Source organism: uncultured Azohydromonas sp., from assembly GCF_937926365.1.
Taxonomy (GTDB): domain Bacteria; phylum Pseudomonadota; class Gammaproteobacteria; order Burkholderiales; family Burkholderiaceae_C; genus Azohydromonas.
On the sequence record NZ_CALAOH010000077.1, the window covers coordinates 1 to 19,646 of the forward strand.

A 19,646-nucleotide genomic window follows, 5' to 3' on the forward strand; every position below is an offset into this window, starting at 1 on the left:
TGCCGCGGCGCGCGGGGCGGGCGCTGCGCCGCCACCGTCCATGTCGTCGCCGCCGCGGGCCGGGGCGCGGCTGTAGCCGCCGCGGCCACCCATGCCCATGCCGCCACCGCCCATGTCGTCGCCACCGCCCATGCCTTCACGGCCGCCCAGCAGCTGCATCTGCTCGGCCACGATGTCCACGGTGTTGCGCTCGATGCCGTCCTTGTCGGTGTACTTGCCGTACTTCAGGCGGCCTTCGACGTACACGGGACGGCCTTTCTTGAGGTACTCGCCGGCGATCTCGGCCAGGCGCTCGTAGAAGGTCACGCGGTGCCACTGCGTGTCTTCCACCGTCTCGCCGGTGTTGCGGTCCTTGCGGCGGCTGGAGGTCGCGACCGAGACGTTGCAGATGGCCGTGCCCTGGGGCGTGTAGCGCACTTCCGGGTCGCGCCCGCAGTTGCCGATGAGGATGACTTTGTTGACGCTGGCCATGGGACGCTCCTGCGCGAAGATCTGTACGTAAACGCAGGATTGTGCCGCAAGCCCCCCGCCGCAACCCGGCCGGGGCCTTGGGCCAACCCGCCGCGAAGGCCCACCCCGGGCAGCCGGTTACCATCGCCGGCTTCCCCGCACCATGGCCGCCCTTCCCGATTCCTCCCCCGCGCTGCAGGTACTGCAGCAGGTCTTCGGCTACACCGCGTTCCGCGGGTCGCAGGCCGCCATCGTCGAGCACGTCGCGCACGGCGGCGACGCGCTGGTGCTCATGCCCACCGGCGGCGGCAAGAGCCTGTGCTACCAGGTGCCGGCCATCGTGCGGCACCGCCAGGGCCTGGGCGTGGCCGTCGTCGTGAGCCCGCTCATCGCGCTGATGCACGACCAGGTCGGCGCGCTCGAAGAAGCCGGCGTGCATGCCGCCTACCTCAACTCCACGCTCTCCAGCGAGCAGGCGCAGCAGGTGGAGCGCGAGCTGCGCAGCGGGCGCCTGGTGCTGCTGTACGTCGCGCCGGAGCGGCTGCTCACGCCGCGCATGCTGGCGATGCTCGACTCGCTGCACGAGCGCTCCCTGCTGAGTCTCTTCGCCATCGACGAGGCGCACTGCGTCAGCCAATGGGGACACGACTTCCGCGAGGAGTACCTGGGCCTGTCGGCGCTGCACGAGCGCTTCCCCGGCGTGCCGCGCGTGGCGCTCACGGCCACGGCCGACGCCCACACGCGGCGCGACATCGTCGAGCGGCTGCAGCTGGAGGACGCGGCAGCCTTCGTCAGCAGCTTCGACCGGCCCAACATCCGCTACGCCATCGTCGAGAAGGACAACCCGCGCGCGCAGCTGCTGCGCTTCATCCGCGACGAGCACGAGGGCGAGGCCGGCGTCGTCTACTGCCAGAGCCGGCGCAAGGTGGAGGAGACCGCCGAGTGGCTGGAGCAGCAGGGCATCCGCGCGCTGCCCTACCACGCCGGGCTGGACGCCGACGTGCGCCGCCGCCACCAGGACCGCTTCCTGCGCGAGGACGACCTGGTGATGGTGGCCACCATCGCCTTCGGCATGGGCATCGACAAGCCCGACGTGCGCTTCGTCGCGCACCTGGACCTGCCCAAGAACATCGAGGCCTACTACCAGGAAACCGGCCGCGCCGGCCGCGACGGCGAAGCCGCCGACGCCTGGATGACCTACGGCCTGGCCGACGTGGTCAACCAGCGCCGCATGATCGACGAGAGCGACGCCGAGGAGGACTTCAAGCGCCTGCAGCGCGCCAAGCTCGATGCGCTGCTGGCCCTGGCCGAGGCCCACGACTGCCGCCGCGTGCGGCTGCTGGCCTATTTCGGCGAAGCCAGCCGCCCCTGCGGCAACTGCGACAACTGCCTGCACCCGCCGCGCACCTGGGACGCCACCGAGGCCGCGCGCAAGGCGCTCTCGTGCATCTACCGCTTCGCGCAGCACGGCGGCGGCTTCGGCCCTTCGCGCTTCGGCGCGGGGCAGCTCATCGACGTGCTGCGCGGCAAGCGCACCGAGAAGGTGGCGCAGTACGGGCACGACAAGCTGTCCACCTTCGGCATCGGCGCCGATTTGTCCGAGGCGCAGTGGCGCGGCGTGCTGCGCCAGCTCGTGGCGCTGGGCCACGTGCAGGCCGAGGGCGAGTTCAACACGCTCGCGCTCACGGCCAGCGCGCGCGCGGTGCTCAAGGGCGAGGTGCCCATCGTGCTGCGCGAGCCGCGCGAGCCCACGCGCGCTCGCGGCACGCGCGCCACCCGTGCCGAGCGCGGCGAGCGCGTCCCGGCGGCCGCCGCCACGCTGGACGCCCAAGGGCAGGAGCGCTTTGCCCGGTTGAAAGCCTGGCGCGCCGAGGTGGCGCGCGAGCACGGGCTGCCGGCCTACGTGATCTTCCACGACGCCACGCTGGCGCAGATGGCGGCCGAGTGCCCGGACTCGCTGCAGGCACTGGCCTACATCAGCGGCGTGGGCGCCAAGAAGCTCGAAGCCTACGGGCGCGAGATCCTGCGCGTGCTGGAGCGCTGAGCCGCTGCGCTCGCGTCGGCCACGGCGCCGGCCCGGGGTTCTCCCGCCTGGGGTCTTTACCTAAGCGATCACGCAATTGCTCCCGCATCAAGGCGGCCCGTAGCCTGGAGCGTTCGTCTTGAACCGCCGCCGCGGGAAAGTCCCGCGCCCAACGATCTCAAGGAGATGCGATGTCCGTGAAGACCGTCCATGTCCCGCGCCGTCTGCCGGCCGCCGCCGCCGCCGCCCTGCTGTGCCTGCAACTCGCTGGTTGCTGGGACGACGACGATGAGCCCATCAACGACCTGCCTGCCGGCATCACCGACATCTCGCGCACGGCCTACACCGCCACGACGCCGTCGCCCAACACCGCGCCCACCTCGGAGGCCACGCAGGACCTGCTCACCGGCGGCCTGGGCAAGTCGGGCCTGGCCGGCGCCGCGCCCACCTATGCCAACGCCGAGGCGCCGACGCGCCTTGAGCTGCGCCGCCATGCCCTCTACAGCAACTACCGCGGCCTGGTGGACGTCACCGCCAACGGCGGCTACGGCACGGTCTACGGCCCCAACGTGGACCTCGCCGGCAACGCCACCGCCAGCGAGGGACTGATCCCCGGCGTCGAGTACATCGGCGTGCTCGACAACGCCGAGGGCACCAAGCGCGTGACGATGGCGGTACAGGTGCCCACGAGCTTCGACCAGAGCAACCCCTGCATCGTCGTCGCGCCGTCCTCGGGCTCGCGCGGCGTCTATGGCGCCATCGGCACGGCGGCCGAGTGGGGTCTCAAGCGCGGCTGCGCCGTGGCGCTGACCGACGCCGGCAAAGGCATGGGCCTGCACGACCTCGGCGACGACACCGTCACGCAGATCGACGGCACGCGCAACACGCGCACGGCCGCGGGCGCGCTGGCGAACTTCGCCGTCCAGTTCACCGCCGCGGTGAGCCAATTCATCACCGACTTCCCCAACCGCGTGGCGCTCAAGCACGCGCACTCGCAGCAGAACCCCGAGAAGGATTGGGGCAACGACACCCTGGCCGCCGCGCGCTACGCGCTGTACGCCATCAACCAGGAGTACGGCACCGAGCTCCCGGGCACGGGCAAGAAACTGCGCCGCTACGACCCCGGCAACACGCTGGTGATCGCGGCCTCGGTGTCCAACGGCGGCACGGCCGTGCTGCGCGCGGCCGAGGCCGACACCGAGGGGCTGATCGACGCGGTGGTGGCGGGCGAGCCCGGCGCCACGCCGGCCCAGCCCACCAGCACCTACGGCATCCAGGAGAACGGCGTGGCGCGGCCCGCCACCGGCTACGGCAAGCCGCTGCTGGACTACTTCACCTTCGCCAACCTGTACCAGGGCTGCGCGGCACTGGCGCCGGAAGCCTCGATGGGCACGGAGGCGTCGCTGCACAACTTCATCTTCGCGACGCTCCAGACCGCCCGCGCCGTCGCTCGCTGTGACGCCCTGGCGGCGAACAACCTCGTGACCGGCACCACGACCGAGGAGCGGGCCGCCGATGCACTGGTGCGTCTGCAGGCCTACGGCTGGACGCCCGAGAGCCGCTTCCTGCACAGCAGCCACTTCGGCGCGGGCGCCACCACGCAGGTGGCCAGCATGTACGCCTACGCCTACGGCCGCTTCCCGGTGACGGAGAACCTGTGCGGCTTCAGCTTCGGCGCCACGAGCGCCACCGGTGACCCGGTGCCCATCGCCGCCGCGGCCAAGGCGGTGAGCTATGCCACGGGCAATGGCGTGGCCAACGGCACGCCCGCCGGCGTGATCATCAACGACCCCACGGGCGGTGGCGGCAAGCTGTGGAACCTGGCCACCTCGGCCAGCACGGGCGCTCAGGACCTCGGCTTCGACGCGGCGCTGTGCCTGCGTGCGCTGGTCACCGGCAACGACCCGCGCAGCGGCGCGGCGCTGCCCGCGACGGCCACGGCACAGTTGCCCAGCCAGGCTCAGAGCGACCGCGTGCGCGCCGGCATCAACGAGACGCTGGCGGGCGCCAACCTGCGCGGCAAGCCGGCGCTGGTGGTGTCCGGCCGCAGCGACGCCCTGCTGCCCGTCAACAACACCTCGCGCGCCTACGTGGCGGCCAGCCGCGTCAACGAGGGTGCGGCCAGCCGGCTGAGCTACGTCGAGGTGCTCAATGGCCAGCACTTCGACGCCTTCCTGACCTCCTTCTCCGGCTACGGCAACCGCTACGTGCCGCTGCACGCCTACTTCGTCGACGGCCTCAATGCCATGTGGGCGCACCTCAAGAGCGGCACACCGTTGCCGCCCAGCCAGGTGGTGCGCGCAGTGCCGCGCGGCGGCACGCCGCCGACGGAGGCGCCCGCCATCTCGCGCGCCGTCAACCTGCCACCCATCGTCGCCGCGCCGGCGGCTGCCGACGCCATCACCTTCAGCGGCAACGCGATCAACGTGCCGAACTGAGCCAGACGCCGGCCGCTCTTCGCGGCCGGTTGCCGAACCTGCCCAGGCCGGGCCGCGAGGGCGGCGCCGGCCTTTTTCATGCGCCGATGCGGCGCGGACGGCAGCGGCAGGGAAGTGCTTGCCGCCGACGGCAGCCAGCCCGGGCGTTCAGCGCAGCACCTGCACCGTCGCCACCACGCTGTCGCCGAACTGGCCCACGTCGTCCACGGCGCGGGCGAAGAACTGGGTGAGCGGCGCCGCGTCGGCGGGCAGCACGACACTGAGCCGGTAGGGCGGCACGAACTCGATGCCCAGCCGCACGGCGCCGCCATCGGGCAGCAGTTGGTAGAAGGCGACGTAGTCCACGCGGAAGTCGTCGCGCGCGTCGGCCAGCAGCGTGACGGTCTGACCGGGAACGGCCTGCGTGGGGGAGACCACCAGCGACACGCCGGGCGGGTCGTCGTCCGGGCCGATGCTCACCCAGACGCCACCGCCGCAGCCGCCCACCAGCAGCGCGGCGGCCAGCAGCACCGTCCCGGTGCGCGGGCTCATGGCCGCGACGGCCGGACGGCGCCGGCCGCTCCCAGGTCAATCGTGGTAGCGCACATGCACGTAGCTCCCGGGGGCAGGCTCCAGCCCTCGCGGCACGGGGCGTGCCGGCACCCGGCCGCGGCTGTGCTCCACCAGCCAGTCGTGCCAGGCCGGCCACCACGAGCCCTCGTGCGGCGTGGCGCCTTGCAGCCATTCGTCCGGCCCGGCCCAGTGCGCGCCATGCGCCACGCGCCGCATCCTGAAGCGCCGCCGCGCATGGCCGGGCTCGGAGACGATGCCCGCGTTGTGCCCGCCGTTGGTCAGCACGAAAGTGAGCTCGGTGTGCACCAGCCGGTGCAGCTGGTACACCGAGCGCCAGGGCGAGACGTGGTCCAGCTCGGTGGCGACACAGAAGATGGGTTGGCGGATGTCGCCCAGCGACACCGGGCGACCCTCCACCAGGTACTCGCCATGCGCGAGCTGGTTCTGGAGGTGGCAGCGGCGCAGGTACTGGCTGTGCATCACGGCGGGCATGCGCGTGACGTCGGCGTTCCAGGACATGAGGTCGTTGGGCTGCGACCGCTCGCCGAGCCAGAACTCGCGCATGCGGGTGGACCAGATCAGCTCGCGCGAGCGCAGGAACTGGAAGGTCTCGGCCATCTGTCGCCCGGTGAGGAAGCCGCGCTCGGACATGATGTCCTCCAGCAGCTCGACCTGCGATTCGTCGATGAGCACGCCCAGCTCGCCCGGCTCGGTGAAGTCGGTCTGCGCCGCCAGCAGCGTCACGCCCGCGAGCCGGGGCAGCTGCTCGGCGTCCTCCACCTGGCCCGGCCGCGCCAGCGCCGCCGCGGCGATGGACAGCAGCGTGCCGCCCAGGCAGTAGCCACAGGCGTGCACGGGCTGGTCGGGGATCTGGCGCGCGATGGCCGCCAGCGGGTCCAGGATGCCCAGCTCCAGGTAGTCGTCCAGGCTCAGCAGCGCGTCGCTCTCGTCGGGGTTGCGCCAGGACAGGATGAACACCGTGTGCCCCTGGTCCGTCAGCCACTTCACCAGCGAGTTGTGCGGCGAGAGGTCCAGGATGTAGTACTTCATGATCCAGGACGGGACGATGAACACCGGCTCGGCCTGCACCTCCTCGGTGGTGGGCGCGTACTGCAGCAGCTCCACCAGGTGGTTGCGGTGCACGACCTGGCCCGGCGTGAGCGCCAGGTCCACGCCCGGCAGGTAGGGATGCTCGGGCGGCGCCAGCGGCTCCAGGCCGTGGCGGCGGCGCCAGGTGTCCAGACGGTTGACGAAGCCGTCCACCAGGTTCGCGCCCCGGCGCTCGGCGGTGCGGCGCAGCACCTCGGGGTTGGTGAAGAAGTTGTTGCTGGGCGACAGCATGTCCAGCCACTGCTGGGCGAAGAAGCGCACCACCTGCGCGTGGTGCGCCGTCATGCCGCGCAGCCGGCTGGCGTCCTGCCACCAGTGCTGCGCCGCCTGGTGCGCGCGCGCCAGGGGCGCGAAGGGCCACTGGTGCCAGGACGGGTCGCGAAAGCGCGCGTCCTGGGCCAGCGGGCCGCTGCAGTCGCCGCTGAGGCTGTCCAACAGCGCCTCCAGCGCGTGCTGCTGGGCGGAGAGTGCCAGCCGCACCGAGTTGGCCGGCTGCGCTGCCAGGTGCCAGCTCCAGTCCGCCAGCGCCAAGCCCAGCGAGATGGGCGACAGCCCACCCGTGACCTGGGCGGCGGCGGCGTGCAGCACGCGGTCCATCGCGTAGGCCGCCTGGTGCGCGTCCGGCGCATCGGCGCCCGAGGGCTTTTCGGGCACCTCGGACAGTGAGGCCACGGGAGCCGCCGGCGGCAGGGCGGCTGTGGTGGCGGGAACCGAGTCAGCAAAGCGCCGCAGGGTGTCGTCGTTCATCGGGGGACGTATACCCAAGCTGCGGCATGCCGCCATCGGGGGATCGCCCCATCCCCCTACGGCGGGTTGACAGGCACGTGCGCCGTTGACCCCGGGTGTGGCGCAAGCGCCGCGGGCGCTGGCTATGATGGCCGGTTGTCCTGCGCTGAGTGAAAACCCTTGAATCCCGAGACGCCTGCGATCCGCGTGCGCGGCGCGCGCACCCATAACCTCAAGAACATCGACCTGGACCTGCCGCGGCAGGCGCTGGTGGTGATCACGGGCCTGAGCGGCTCAGGCAAGAGCAGCCTGGCCTTCGACACCCTGTACGCCGAAGGCCAGCGCCGCTACGTGGAGAGCCTCTCGGCCTACGCGCGGCAGTTCCTGCAGCTGATGGACAAGCCCGACGTGGACGTGATCGAGGGCCTGTCGCCCGCGATCTCCATCGAGCAGAAGGCCACGAGCCACAACCCGCGTTCCACCGTCGGCACCGTCACCGAGATCCACGACTACCTGCGCCTGCTCTACGCCCGCGCGGGCACGCCGTTCTGCCCGCAGCACGCGCTGCCGCTGCAGGCCATGAGCACGGCGCAGATGGTGGACACGGTGCTCGCGCTGCCCGAGGACACCAAGCTGATGCTGCTGGCCCCGGTGGCGCGCGGGCGCGCGGGCGACTTCGCGCCGGTGCTGACGGATCTGCAGGCGCAGGGCTACGTGCGCTTTCGCATCGACGGACAGGTGTTCGACATCGACAGCCTGCCCGCCGCCGACGGCCGCGCGCACGACATCGACGTGGTGGTGGACCGCGTGCGCGTGCGCGCCGAGGACACGGGCACCGGCGGCAGCGGGGGCTTGCGCCAGCGGCTGGCCGAGAGCTTCGAGACCTGCCTGCGCATCGGCAACGCGCGCGCCCTGGCGCTGGAGATGGACAGCGGGCGCGAGACGCCTTTCAGCAGCCGCTTCGCCTGTCCGCACTGCGACTACTCGCTCACGGAGCTGGAGCCGCGCCTGTTCTCCTTCAACTCGCCCACGGGCGCCTGCCCGAGCTGCGACGGCCTGGGCCACGTGACGGTGTTCGATCCGGAGCGCGTGGTCGCCTTCCCCTCGCTGAGCCTGGCCAGCGGCGCCATCAAGGGCTGGGACCGCCGCAACAGCTACACCTACGGGCTGCTGGAGGCGGTGGCCAAGCATTACGGCTTCGACCTGGAGCAGCCTTTCGAGGAGCTGGAGCCGCAGGTGCGGCAGGTGCTGCTGCACGGCTCGGGCACGGAGGAGATCGAGTTCACTTACGAGGCCGAGGGCGCGCGCGGCAAGTCGCGCTCGGTCAAGCGCTCGCATCCCTTCGAAGGCATCCTGCCGCTGCTCACGCGCCGCCTGCGCGAAACCGACTCCGCCGCCGTGCGCGAGGAGCTCATGCGCATGCAGCACGCGCAGGCCTGCCCGGAATGCCGCGGCACGCGGCTGCGGCGCGAGGCGCGCCACGTGTTCCTGTACGCCGCGGACGCCGCGCCAGGCGAGACGGGCAAGCCCATCTACGACGTCGAGCACGCGACGCTGGCCGACGCGCTGGCGTACTTCGAAGGCCTGCAACTGCGCGGTGCCAAGGCGGCCATCGCCGACAAGATCGTCAGCGAGATCCGCAACCGGCTGCGCTTCCTCAACGACGTGGGCCTGAACTACCTGAGCCTGGACCGCAGCGCCGACACGCTCTCCGGCGGCGAGGCGCAGCGCATCCGTCTCGCGAGCCAGATCGGCAGCGGCCTGACCGGTGTGATGTACGTGCTGGACGAGCCCAGCATCGGGCTGCACCAGCGCGACAACGAGCGGCTGATCGGCACGCTGCAGCACCTGCGCGACCTGGGCAACTCGGTGCTGGTGGTGGAGCACGACGAGGACATGATCCGCGCCGCCGACTACGTGGTGGACATGGGCAAGGGTGCGGGCGTGCACGGCGGCGAGGTGATCGCGCGCGGCACGCCGCGGGAGGTGATGGAGCACCCCGAATCGCTCACCGGCGGCTACCTGGGCGGACGGTTGCGCATCGAGGTGCCGAAGCGGCGGCGTCCGTGGGAGGCGGGCACGGGGCTGCGCATCGTCAATGCCACGGGCCACAACCTCAAGGGCGTGAGCGTGGAGATCCCGGTGGGGCTGCTGACCTGCGTGACGGGCGTCTCGGGCTCGGGCAAGAGCACGCTGGTCAACGACACGCTGTACGCGGCGGTAGCGCGCAAGCTCTACAACAGCAGCCTGGAGCCGGCGCCGCACGAGGCGATCGAGGGCCTGGAGGCCTTCGACAAGGTCATCAACGTGGACCAGAGCCCCATTGGCCGCACGCCGCGCTCCAACCCCGCGACCTACACGGGCCTGTTCACGCCGATCCGCGAGCTGTTTGCCGAGGTGCCGGCGGCGCGCGAGCGCGGCTACGGGGCGGGGCGCTTCAGCTTCAACGTCTCGGGCGGGCGCTGCGAGGCGTGCCAGGGCGACGGCGTGATCAAGGTGGAGATGCACTTCCTGCCGGACGTGTACGTGCCCTGCGACGTGTGCCACGGCGCGCGCTACAACCGCGAAACGCTGGAGATCCTTTACAAGGGCCGCAACATCACGCAGGTGCTGGGCATGACGGTGGAGGAGGCGGCGGAGTTCTTCTCGGCCGTGCCGACGATTTCCCGCAAGCTGCAGACCTTGCTCGACGTCGGTCTCGGCTACATCACGCTCGGCCAGAGCGCGACGACCCTCTCGGGCGGCGAGGCGCAGCGAGTCAAACTGGCGCTGGAGCTGTCGAAGCGCGACACCGGGCGCACGCTGTACATCCTGGACGAGCCGACCACGGGCCTGCACTTCGCCGACATCGAGCTGCTGCTACGGGTGCTGCACCAGTTGCGCGACGCGGGCAACACCATCGTGGTGATCGAGCACAACCTGGACGTGATCAAGACGGCGGACTGGCTCATCGACATGGGCCCCGAAGGGGGCTCGGGCGGCGGGCGGGTGATGCTGGCCGGCACGCCTGAAGAACTGGCCGCCTGCAAGGAAAGCCATACGGGGCGGTTCCTGAAGCCGCTGCTGGAGCGGGGATAAGGCGCTCGGCAAGACATTGCCGGGCGTTTGCCGACGCGCCTGGTCCCGTTCCCACCCGTGACGCAGGGGCGAGTCGCCGCTGGCGCAGCAGCGGCACGGCGATGCCTGCAGCCGGTGCATTTCCTTCCCGTGACGGGCTCCAGGCGCAACTGTCGCGTCCTGGCACCACCATGTGACTGAATGTAATCCTCTCGGCTACAGTCCCACCCATAGCCGTGGTGGGCAATGAATCTGCTGCGCGGCAGCAAGGCTGGGGCGGTGCGTCGGGCCCCGGCCGCGGCGGCACCCGCTATGCGGTTCAAGCGCCCATCCGCAAGAGGGGCGCGGCGGATCGGCTATGGTGCCGGTCCTTTGTCGCCCTGGACGGTTGCCGTACATGAGCCTTGCCATCGACTACTACTTCGCCCCGCACTCGCCGTGGGCCTACCTGGGCCACCAGCGCTTCCAGGACATCGTGCGCCACCACGGCGCCGAGGTCCGCGTGCTGCCGGTGGACCTGGGCGGACGCGTGTTCCCGCTCACCGGCGGGCTGCCGCTGGCCAAGCGCGCGCCCGAGCGCCAGGCCTACCGGCTCCTGGAGCTCAAGCGCTTCAGCGAATGGCTCCACGCGCCGCTGAACCCGACGCCGCGCTACTTCCCCGTCAATCCCGACGATGCGGCCAAGCTCATCATCGCGGTGGACCTGCAGGACGGCACCGACGCCGCCATGGCGCTGACCGGCGCGGTGATGCGCGCGCTGTGGGTCGAGGAAAAGAACATCGCCGACGAGGCCACGCTGGCCGGGCTGCTCAAGGCCCAGGGCCTGAAGCTCGCGCGGCTGGACGACGCCCACACCCAGCGCGTGCACCTGCGCTACGAAGAGGACTCGCAGCGCGCCATAGCCGCAGGCGTGTTCGGCGCGCCCAGCTACGTCATCGACGGCGAGATCTTCTGGGGCCAGGACCGGCTGGACTTCGTCGAGCGCCGCCTGCAGCACTACAGACCACAAGAGAACGGAGACCACTGATGTCCTTACAACCCTTGCAGGCCCTCGACGGCCACCGCTTCGACGCCTTCATCGAGCTGCCCCAGGGACGCCCGCGCGGTGCGCTGGTGGTGCTGCAGGAAATCTTCGGCGTGAACTCGCACATCCGCGCCGTGGCGCGCGGCTACGCGGAAGAGGGCTACGTCGCCATCGCGCCGCCGCTGTTCGACCGCCTGGAGCACGGCGTGGAACTGGGCTATGGCGAGGACGACGTCAAGCGCGGGCGCGAGCTCAAGGCGGCGGCGATGGCCCAGCAAGACTTGGTGCTGCAGGACATCGCCGCAGCCATCGCGGAAGGCGCCAAGCACGGCAAGGTCGGCATCGTGGGCTACTGCTGGGGCGGGCTGATGGCGTGGCTGTCGGCCTGCAAGCTCGACGGGCTGTCGGCGGCCATCTGCTACTACGGCGCCGGCATTCCCGACCAGGCGGCGCTGCAGCCGCGCTGCCCGGTGCTGATGCACTTCGGCGAGCGCGATCACCTCATCCCACAGCCGCAGGTGCAGGCCCTCACGCAGGCGCGGCCCGAGGTGCAGGTACACGTGTACCCGGCCGACCACGGCTTCAACTGCGACCAGCGCGCAGCCTTCGAACCCGAGAGCGCCGCGCTGGCCCGCCGCCGCTCGCTGGACTTCCTGCAGCAGCATGTCGGTTGACCACGCAGCCGCATCGGCAGGCGCCACCCGTGCACCGCGGCGCGTGCTCTACATCGAGGATGAGCCGCTCAACGCGCTGCTCATGACGGAGATGTTCCGCGGCCACGAGGGCTGGTCGCTGCAGATCGAGCCCGACGGCGCCTCCGGCCTGCGCGCGGCGCGCGAGGACGCTCCGGAGCTGCTGCTCATCGACATGAACCTGCCCGACATGACGGGGCTGGAGCTGATCGCGCGGCTGCGCGCCGACCCGGCCACGGCCAAGCTACCGTGCATCGCGCTGTCGGCCGACGCCATGCCCGAGCAGGCGCGCACGGCCAAGCAGGCCGGCTTCGACGACTACTGGACCAAGCCCATCTCCATCGCGCAGATGTGGGTCCAGTTGGCGCAGTGGCTGCCCTGAGGACGCCCTCGGCGCCGTGCGTTGAACGATGAAAAAGCACAGGCCGCCCACGGGCGGCCTGTTGCATGGAAAGGGAGGCCGCAGCTGCGGCCGCGGGCCCGCTCAGCCCATCTGGCCCTGCAGGTAGTTGGGTAGTCCCACGGCCTGGATCAGGCCGAGCTGCTGCTCCAGCCAGTGCGCGTGGTCCTCCTCGGTGTCCTCCAGCATCGGCAGCAGCAGGTCGCGGGTGACGAAGTCGCGCTCGCGCTCGCACAGTGCGATCACCTCGCGCAGGTGGTTGATCACCGAATATTCGACCGCCAGGTCGTTGCCCAGGATGCTGGGCACGTCCGTGCCCACGTTCAGCGGCCCGGGCACCATGTTCGGACGCCCGCTCAGCATCAGGATGCGCTTGATCAGCACGTCGGCGTGACCGGTTTCGTCTTCCATCTCGTGCGCGATGCGCGCTGCGAGCTTGTCGTAACCCCAGTCCTCCAGCATGCGGGCGTGGATGAAGTACTGGTCGCGGGCGGCAAGCTCGCCGACGAGCAGCGCGTTGAGAGCGTCGAGGACAGCGGGATGGCCTTGCATGGCGGAGCACGAAGCAGGTTGTAAAGACCGCATCATGCCTGCGGCCGGTGAAACGGGGACTGGCGAGGGCTTGACTCGGCACAACGAAACCATGCGCGCCGGCCAGAACTGCTGCCGTGTGGATCAGGCGGCGCGAACGTCGAGCCATCAACCGGATGCTGGCGCATCCACTCACGTGGTGGTGCCGTAGCTGGCCCGTGCCCACGAAAAAGCCGGCACGGGGCCGGCTTTAGGGAAAGGCACGGGCGCTACGCGCCCGGGCGATCACTTGAGGTGTTCGTTGATGAGCTTGGTCATCTCGAACATCGACACCTGGGGCTTCTTGAAGATGTCCTTCAGCTTGGCATCGGCGTTGATCATGCGCTTGTTGGCTGCGTCCTGAAGGTTGTTGGCCTTGATGTAGTCCCACACCTTCTTGGTGACCTCGGTGCGCGGCATCGGCTTGTCGCCGATGACGGCCGCGAGCTGGGCGCTGGGCTTCATCTCCTTCATGAAGGCAGCGTTGGGGCTGCGCTTGCCGCCCTCGGCGGTGGCCGTCGAGTCGGCCTTCTTGGCGGCCGGGGCCTTCTTCGCCGCGACCGTCTTGGACGCAGCTTTCTTTGCAGTTGCCATTTGGAATCTCTCCATCAATTACTGAGTTGATGCGCCGGGTGGGGCGAAGGCTGCATGAACCCTCTTTTCTCTGCGGCACCCTGCGGGGCAAATGGTACTGCGCCCCCAGGGGAGTGAGAAGCCGCAAGCGTGCTTTTCCCTCTGGGAAACCGTTTCCGGAAGCTGTCGCGGCTTCATGAAGCGGGCATTTGTGGCACCGCGGCATCAAAACAGGCGGGCGCGCGTACCAAATCCAGCCGCCCACGGCTCAGGAATTGCGGAATCTCAAGCCGGCGGATCGATCAATTCGGGGCCGATGTCGGCCACGCAGGCGCAGCCGCACAGCGCCATGGCGATCTCGAATTCGTCGCGCACGAGCCGCAGCACATGGGCCACGCCCAGCGCCCCAGCCGTGGCCAGGCCGTGCAACACCGGGCGGCCCAGCAGCACCGCGTGCGCGCCCAGCGCCAGCGCCTTGAGCACGTCGGTGCCGCGGCGAATGCCGCCGTCCACCAGCAGCGGCAGTGCGCCGCCCAGCGCATCGGCGATGCGCGGCAGCGCGCGCGCGGTGCTCACCGCCGTGTCCAGCGTGCGCCCGCCGTGGTTGGAGACGATCAAGCCGGCCACGCCCAGCGCCAGCGCCTGGCGTGCGTCGGCCGGGTGCAGCACGCCCTTGAGCAGCAGCGGCAGCTTCGTGGCCGAGCGCAGCCAGGCCACGTCATCCCAGGTCGGTGCCTGCGCGACCACCTGGGCGAAGAAGTCCTGGGTCTGCGGCTGCGAAGGTTGCGGCCGCAGGTTGACCGCCGAAATGCCCGGCGGCAGGCAAAAGCCCGCGCGGCGCTCCCGGTCGCGCGCGCCGGAGGTGGGCGCATCGACAGTGAGCACCAACGCCTCGAAGCCCGCGGCTTCGGTGCGCTGCACGAGTTCCAGCGTGTGGGCGCGCTCGCGCTGCAGGTAGAGCTGGAACCACAGCGGCCCGCGGCCGGCCTCGTCGCGCACCAGCGCGGCCACGTCCTCCAGCCGCTGGCTGGCCTGGGCGCTGAGCACCATGCCCGCGCCCTGCGCCGCGGCGGCCAGCGCGGTGGCGGCCTCGCCGTCGGCATGGGCCAGGCGCTGGAAGGCCATGGGCGCCACCAGCAGCGGGCTGGCCAGGCGGCGGCCCAGCAACTCGATGCCGGCGCAGCCATCGGCCAGCGGGCGCAGCACGCGCGGCAGCAGCCGCAACGCGTCCCAGGCCTCGCGATTGGCGCGCAGCGTGATCTCATCACCCGCGCCGCCACACAGGTAGGCCCAGGCGGCGGGGTCCATGCGCTCGCGCGCATGCGGTTCGTAGTCGGCGACGCCAGCGATGCCGGCCGGGATGCGCGGCCGCGCCGCGGCGTCGAGGGAGTTGCTGCTCATCGCACGGCCTTCAGGTGTCAGCCCACATGCGCAGCAGGTTGTGATAGGTCCCGGTGAGCCCCACGGCCTCGGGCGTCTCGCCTTCGCGCTCGCGCAGCCGCATGAGGTTCATGTCGAGGTCGAACAACAGCCGGCGCTGCTCGTCGCTGCGCACCATGCTCTCGACCCAGAAAAAGCTCGCCAGCCGATGGCCGCGGGTCACCGGTGCCACGCCGTGCACGCTGGTGCTCGGGTAGAGCACCGCGTCGCCGGCGGGCAGCTTGACCTCGCGGCTGCCGTAGGTGTCGTCGATGACGAGCTCGCCGCCGTCGTACTCGTGCGGCTCGGCCAGGAACACCGTGCAACTGACGTCCGAGCGCACGCGCTGGCCGTTGCTGCGCGAGTACATCACCGCGTTGTCCACATGCTTGCCGTAGAAGTTCGCCTCGCCGCCATAGCGGTTGAACAGCGGGTTGAAGATCTTCTTGGGCAGCGCGGCGGAGAAGAACAGCGCGTGGCGGTCGAGCGCGCGCAGGATCAGGGCCTGCAGCGCGCGCGAAGCCTCGCTGCCTTGCGGCAGCTGCTGGTTGTTCTTGGACTGCAGCGCTTGCGTGCCGGCGGTAGCGCTGCCGTCCACCCACTCGGCGGCATCGAGCAGCGCACGCGCCTGCCGCAGTTCCTCGGACGTGAGCACGTTCTTGAGATGAAGCAGCATCCGATGACTCCGTGTAGGGTGGATCAGCTCGCGGCGCGCGTCAGAAGCGCGCCTTGACGCTCAGCTGCACCGTGCGCGGTGCGCCAGGACCGTAGAAGCCACGGTACAGCGTATCGGCATAGAGCTTGTCGGTGGCGTTGTTGACGTTGAGCTGGGCCGACAGCATGTCGGAGAAGGTGTACTCGCCCATCAGGTCCACGGTGGTGAAGGCCGCTGACGTGACATGGCGCGCGCCTTCGGGATTCTGCTCGCCACGGTAGTTCAGGCCAGCGCCCAGGCGCAGTTTGGGCGTGACGCGGTACGTGGTCCAAAGAGCCGCGCTGTGCTTGGGCGTGAGCGCAGGGCGGTCGCCCTGCACCTGTGCGCCGGTGCCCGTGGGGCTGAGCGCTTGGATGCTGTTGTCGATCTTGGCCTCAGGAATCCAGGTCCAGGCCACGAAGGCTTCCCACTTCGGCGTGATGCGGCCCGCGGCGTTGAATTCCAGACCCGTGGCGTGGCGCTTGCCCGACAGCACGTCGTACGGAAGGTCCGGATCGGTATTGCGCTCGTGGTACTTCTCGGAGCGGAACAACGCGGTGCCCAGCGACAGCCGGCGCTCGAAGAGCTCGAACTTGGCGCCGATCTCGATGTTGCGGCTCTTCTCGGGCGGAGTTTCGACCAGGCGGTCCGTGATGCGCCGGTTGGATTCGCCCGAGGTGTTGAACGAGGTGCCCCAGGAGACGTAGTAGGAGGAGATGTCGTCGGGCTGCCACAGCAGGCCCAGGCGCGGGCTCCACATCGACTCCGAGATCTCGCGCGTCTGGCCTTTGAGTGCATTGGTGCCGTCCGGCGAGTACGCGGTGGATGCCTTGAAATGGTCGTGGCGCAGGCCGCCGACGAGTTTCAGGCCCGAGGCGATCTCGACGGTGTCTTGCAGGTACAGGCCGATCGTGCGCGATTTGTAGCGGTCGCGCGGCGCTTCGGGACGGGTGTCCGCAAAGCTGGCGCCGTCGTTTGGCGTGCCCACCGTCGTCGTTAGCCCGCTGGCAGCTCCAGCGAAGTTGTCATTGAACGACCACTTCTCGTTCGACACGTCGATGCCGGCCAGCAAGTCGTGGCGCCGGCCCAGCGCCTCGAAGCGGCCGCTGTAGTCACTCTGCAGCGCGGTACTGTCCACCGTGCCCAGGCGTCCCTTGGGCGTGCGCGTGACGATCGTGTCCGGGCCCAGGTTGGCGGCCGTGGTGGGCACGCCGTTGGTGGTGCCGAAGCGGATTACGCTGGCCCACAGGTCGCGGTCGTAGCGGCCATGGCGCAGGGTGGTCTTGAGCTGGCTGTCGCTGCTGAAGCGGTGGGTGTGACTGACCGTGCCGTAGGTCACCTCGCCCTTGTGGTAGTCGCTGGCCAAGCCATAGAAGTTCTTGGCTGGCAGCGTGGGCTGAATAGTGCCTTGCGTGCCTTCGGACAGGAACCACGGATGGTTGTAGTTGGGCCGGTTGTCGTACTTGAGGTGGTAGACGCCCACGGAGAACTCGTCGGCGGTGCCGATACCCCAGCGGAAAGTGGGAGCGATGCCGCGCTTCTCGACCTGGGCGCCCCAGTTGTCGGCGTCGTGCACCATGGCGTTGATGCGCAGCGCAGCGTCCTCGCCGGTCTGGACGTTGAAGTCGCCGGTCAGGCGCCGCTCCTTGCCCGAGCCGATCGTGGCCGTGACCTCATGCTGCGTCATCAGCGTCGGCTGCTTGTTGACCTGGTTGACCACGCCACCAGTGGAGCCGCGGCCGAACAGCATCGAGGCCGAGCCCTTGAGCACCTCGATACGATCGTTGTTGAAGGTGTCGCGGTCGTAGAGGGCGGGGTCGCGGATGCCGTCGACGTAGATGTCGCCGGCCAAACCCAGCGAGAAGCCGCGCAGCCGCACGTCCTCCTCGCCGGTTTCGCCGGCCTGGAAGGTAACGCCGGAGGTGGTGCGCAGCACGTCCTTGAAGTCGTCAAGGTTGCGGTCGTCGATGAGCCGCTCCGTGACCACCGTCACCGACTGCGGGATGTCGCGCAGTTGCTGCTGTCCCTTGCCGATGGTGGTGGTGGTAGCGCGCAGCGTGCTCTTGCCATCGCGCTCAGCGCCGGCCTTGGCGCGCACCGCAGGCATCACGGCCTCGGTTCCATTGGCCGGGGCCTCGGCCGGCTGGGCCATCGCGGCGCCGGCAATGCTGAAGCCGGCGGCCAGGGCGCCCAGGGGGAGCAAGGCGCGGCGGTCGTTTTTGTTGGTCATGCAAATACTCCAGGTTGAGTTCGGCCAAGGCGCGCTCGGCGCCTGAAGAAACAGGAACGAAACGGGGAGGGCACGCAGCACTGCGCCGCGCGCCCGGGCGATCAGGGCGTCTCGGGCGTGCTGACGAAGCCCACCTTGGACAGCCCGGCCTTGGAGGCGTCGGCCAGGGTCTCGGCCACGAAGCGGTAGGCCACGGACTGGTCGGCGCGCAGGTGCACCTCGGGCTGCGGGTCCTTGGCGCCCTCGGCAACGAAGCGCGCGGCGGCGTCCTCGCGGCTCACGGGCTCGCCGTTCCAGAACAGCTGGCCGGTGGCGTCGATGGCGAACTCGATCTTCTGCGGCGGCGCCTGGTTGACCGCGCTGCTGGCCTTGGGCAGGTCCAGCTTCACGGCGTGGGTGAGCAGCGGCGCGGTGACGATGAAGATCACCAGCAGCACCAGCATCACGTCGATGAGCGGGACCATGTTGATGTCGGACACCGGCGCGGATGAGGACTTGCGGTCGAAGCTGGCGAAGGCCATGGCAGGAGCTCCTTGAGGTCGCTGGGATGAGGCCTCAACCAGCCGTGCGCAGGCCGCGCACGTTGCTGCCCGGCTCGGCCACCGGCTCGGCCGCCGCGGGCTTCATGGTCTGGCCCATGGACAGGAAGGTCAGCAGCTCGAAGGCGAACGCGTCGAGCCGGGCGTTGAGCACGCGGTTGCTGCGCGTGAAGGCGTTGTAGGCCACCACCGCGGGGATCGCCACGGCCAGGCCGATGCCGGTCATGATCAGCGCCTCGCCCACCGGGCCGGCCACCTTGTCCAGCGTGCCCGCACCGCTCATGCCGATGGCCAGCAGCGCATGGTAGACGCCCCACACCGTGCCGAACAGACCCACGAAGGGCGCGGTGGCGCCGACGGTGGCCAGCGCGGTCAGGCCGTTCTCCAGCCGGGTGGTTTCCTCGTCGAGCACCTTCTTGATGGTGCGGGTGACGAAGTCCTGCGCCGAGCCGGCCTCGCTGAGCTTGGCCGCGCCGTACTTGGCGTGATGCGATTGCGCATGCATCGCATGCGCGGTCAGGTGCGAGAAGGGATCGTGCGAGCCATGGGTGGTGATCTCGTTGCCCACTTCTTCCAGCGAGCGCGCGTCCCAGAAGAACTTGAGGAACTGCTCGCTGCGCTTCTTGCGAATGACGTGCGCGATGCCCTTGATGGCGATCAGCGCCCAGGACAGCACCGACATGCCCACGAGGATGAGCAGCAGGCCCTTGCCCACGGCATCGCTCTGGGCCAGGAAGTGGGCAAAGCCCACGGCGGTTTGGGGATCGTTCATGGGGCTCACTCCTCAAGTTCGAAGATCAGGGGCATCAGCACCCAGAAGGCCTGGGGCTGACCGTTTTCCATGTAGGGCTTGAAGCGCGTGGCGCGCACCGTGGCCAGCGCCGATTCGTCCAGGCGCGCGAAGCCCGACGAGCGCGTGACCTGCATCTGTTGCGGCAGCCCGCGGGCGTCCACCAGCACGCGCACGGTCACCTTGCCGGACTCGCCCGCGCGGCGCGCCGCCGGCGGGTAGTGCAGCACCGGCGGCGTGAGGTACTCGACGGCGCTGATGGAGATGGTCTTGGGCTGCGGCGGCGCCGCGGGCGGGGCCGGCGGCGCCGGAGGTACGGGAGGCGCGGCCACGGGCGCAGGGGGCTCGGGCTCCGGCGG

At 70.1% G+C, this 19,646-nt stretch carries 17 protein-coding genes; 6 read left to right on the forward strand and 11 right to left on the reverse strand.

The annotated features are described in order from the left end of the window. On the reverse strand, positions 1 to 471 hold a 471-nt coding region (gene ssb, locus Q0741_RS07800), incomplete at its 3' end, for a single-stranded DNA-binding protein (protein ID WP_298232630.1). A gap of 142 nt (positions 472 to 613) precedes the next feature. Between ssb and recQ the strand changes: the two genes are divergently transcribed. Together recQ and Q0741_RS07810 are read left to right on the forward strand one after the other, a co-directional pair. After that, positions 614 to 2,494: a DNA helicase RecQ gene (gene recQ / locus Q0741_RS07805; protein ID WP_298232631.1), complete on the forward strand. Its 1,881-nt coding sequence runs from the start codon at positions 614 to 616 to the stop codon at positions 2,492 to 2,494. Between the two features lie 170 nt (positions 2,495 to 2,664). Further along, the gene (locus Q0741_RS07810; RefSeq protein ID WP_298232632.1) at positions 2,665 to 4,911 is read left to right on the forward strand and encodes a 3-hydroxybutyrate oligomer hydrolase family protein; all 2,247 of its coding nucleotides are present in this window, start codon (positions 2,665 to 2,667) and stop codon (positions 4,909 to 4,911) included. 147 nt (positions 4,912 to 5,058) lie between these two features. Here the strand turns inward: Q0741_RS07810 and Q0741_RS07815 are convergent, their stop codons facing one another. Both Q0741_RS07815 and Q0741_RS07820 read right to left on the reverse strand, forming a co-directional pair. Beyond that, positions 5,059 to 5,442, reverse strand: a complete 384-nt coding sequence (locus tag Q0741_RS07815) for a hypothetical protein (RefSeq protein ID WP_298232633.1) — start codon at positions 5,440 to 5,442, stop codon at positions 5,059 to 5,061. Positions 5,443 to 5,478: 36 nt separating this feature from the next. After that, positions 5,479 to 7,320: an alpha/beta fold hydrolase gene (locus Q0741_RS07820; RefSeq protein ID WP_298232634.1), complete on the reverse strand. Its 1,842-nt coding sequence runs from the start codon at positions 7,318 to 7,320 to the stop codon at positions 5,479 to 5,481. A gap of 159 nt (positions 7,321 to 7,479) precedes the next feature. Here Q0741_RS07820 and uvrA point away from each other — a divergent pair, with 159 nt between their 5' ends. The 4 genes from uvrA to Q0741_RS07840 all read left to right on the forward strand — a co-directional run bounded on the left by uvrA (position 7,480) and on the right by Q0741_RS07840 (position 12,454). After that, a complete protein-coding gene (gene uvrA, locus Q0741_RS07825) occupies positions 7,480 to 10,377 on the forward strand; it encodes an excinuclease ABC subunit UvrA (RefSeq protein WP_298232635.1) in 2,898 nt (965 codons plus the stop codon). Positions 10,378 to 10,753: 376 nt separating this feature from the next. Then, positions 10,754 to 11,383 (forward strand): 2-hydroxychromene-2-carboxylate isomerase, encoded by a 630-nt coding sequence (locus tag Q0741_RS07830; protein ID WP_298232636.1) that lies wholly within the window; start codon positions 10,754 to 10,756, stop codon positions 11,381 to 11,383. After that, a complete protein-coding gene (locus Q0741_RS07835; RefSeq protein WP_298232637.1) occupies positions 11,383 to 12,054 on the forward strand; it encodes a dienelactone hydrolase family protein in 672 nt (223 codons plus the stop codon). The genes Q0741_RS07830 and Q0741_RS07835 overlap by 1 nt, the downstream gene beginning before the upstream one ends. Further along, positions 12,044 to 12,454: a response regulator gene (locus Q0741_RS07840; RefSeq protein ID WP_298232638.1), complete on the forward strand. Its 411-nt coding sequence runs from the start codon at positions 12,044 to 12,046 to the stop codon at positions 12,452 to 12,454. The genes Q0741_RS07835 and Q0741_RS07840 overlap by 11 nt, the downstream gene beginning before the upstream one ends. A gap of 102 nt (positions 12,455 to 12,556) precedes the next feature. Here the strand turns inward: Q0741_RS07840 and bfr are convergent, their stop codons facing one another. The 8 genes from bfr to Q0741_RS07880 form a co-directional block, all read right to left on the reverse strand. Beyond that, a complete protein-coding gene (gene bfr, locus Q0741_RS07845; protein ID WP_298232639.1) occupies positions 12,557 to 13,024 on the reverse strand; it encodes a bacterioferritin in 468 nt (155 codons plus the stop codon). A 264-nt stretch (positions 13,025 to 13,288) separates the two neighbouring features. Further along, positions 13,289 to 13,636, reverse strand: a complete 348-nt coding sequence (locus Q0741_RS07850; RefSeq protein WP_298232640.1) for an SWIB/MDM2 domain-containing protein — start codon at positions 13,634 to 13,636, stop codon at positions 13,289 to 13,291. 264 nt (positions 13,637 to 13,900) lie between these two features. Beyond that, entirely contained in the window at positions 13,901 to 15,016 is a 1,116-nt protein-coding gene (locus Q0741_RS07855) for an alpha-hydroxy acid oxidase (RefSeq protein WP_298232641.1), read from the reverse strand. Positions 15,017 to 15,026: 10 nt separating this feature from the next. Continuing rightward, the gene (locus tag Q0741_RS07860) at positions 15,027 to 15,710 is read right to left on the reverse strand and encodes a Fe2+-dependent dioxygenase (RefSeq protein WP_298232642.1); all 684 of its coding nucleotides are present in this window, start codon (positions 15,708 to 15,710) and stop codon (positions 15,027 to 15,029) included. Positions 15,711 to 15,750: 40 nt separating this feature from the next. Next, entirely contained in the window at positions 15,751 to 17,958 is a 2,208-nt protein-coding gene (locus Q0741_RS07865; protein WP_298232643.1) for a TonB-dependent siderophore receptor, read from the reverse strand. Between the two features lie 101 nt (positions 17,959 to 18,059). Continuing rightward, positions 18,060 to 18,479, reverse strand: a complete 420-nt coding sequence (locus Q0741_RS07870) for a biopolymer transporter ExbD (protein ID WP_298232644.1) — start codon at positions 18,477 to 18,479, stop codon at positions 18,060 to 18,062. A gap of 34 nt (positions 18,480 to 18,513) precedes the next feature. Further along, positions 18,514 to 19,269, reverse strand: coding sequence for a MotA/TolQ/ExbB proton channel family protein (locus tag Q0741_RS07875; RefSeq protein WP_298232645.1), 756 nt, complete (start codon positions 19,267 to 19,269; stop codon positions 18,514 to 18,516). Positions 19,270 to 19,274: 5 nt separating this feature from the next. Then, positions 19,275 to 19,646, reverse strand: a 372-nt coding sequence (locus tag Q0741_RS07880; protein ID WP_298232646.1) for an energy transducer TonB, incomplete at its 5' end; no start/stop codon positions are given.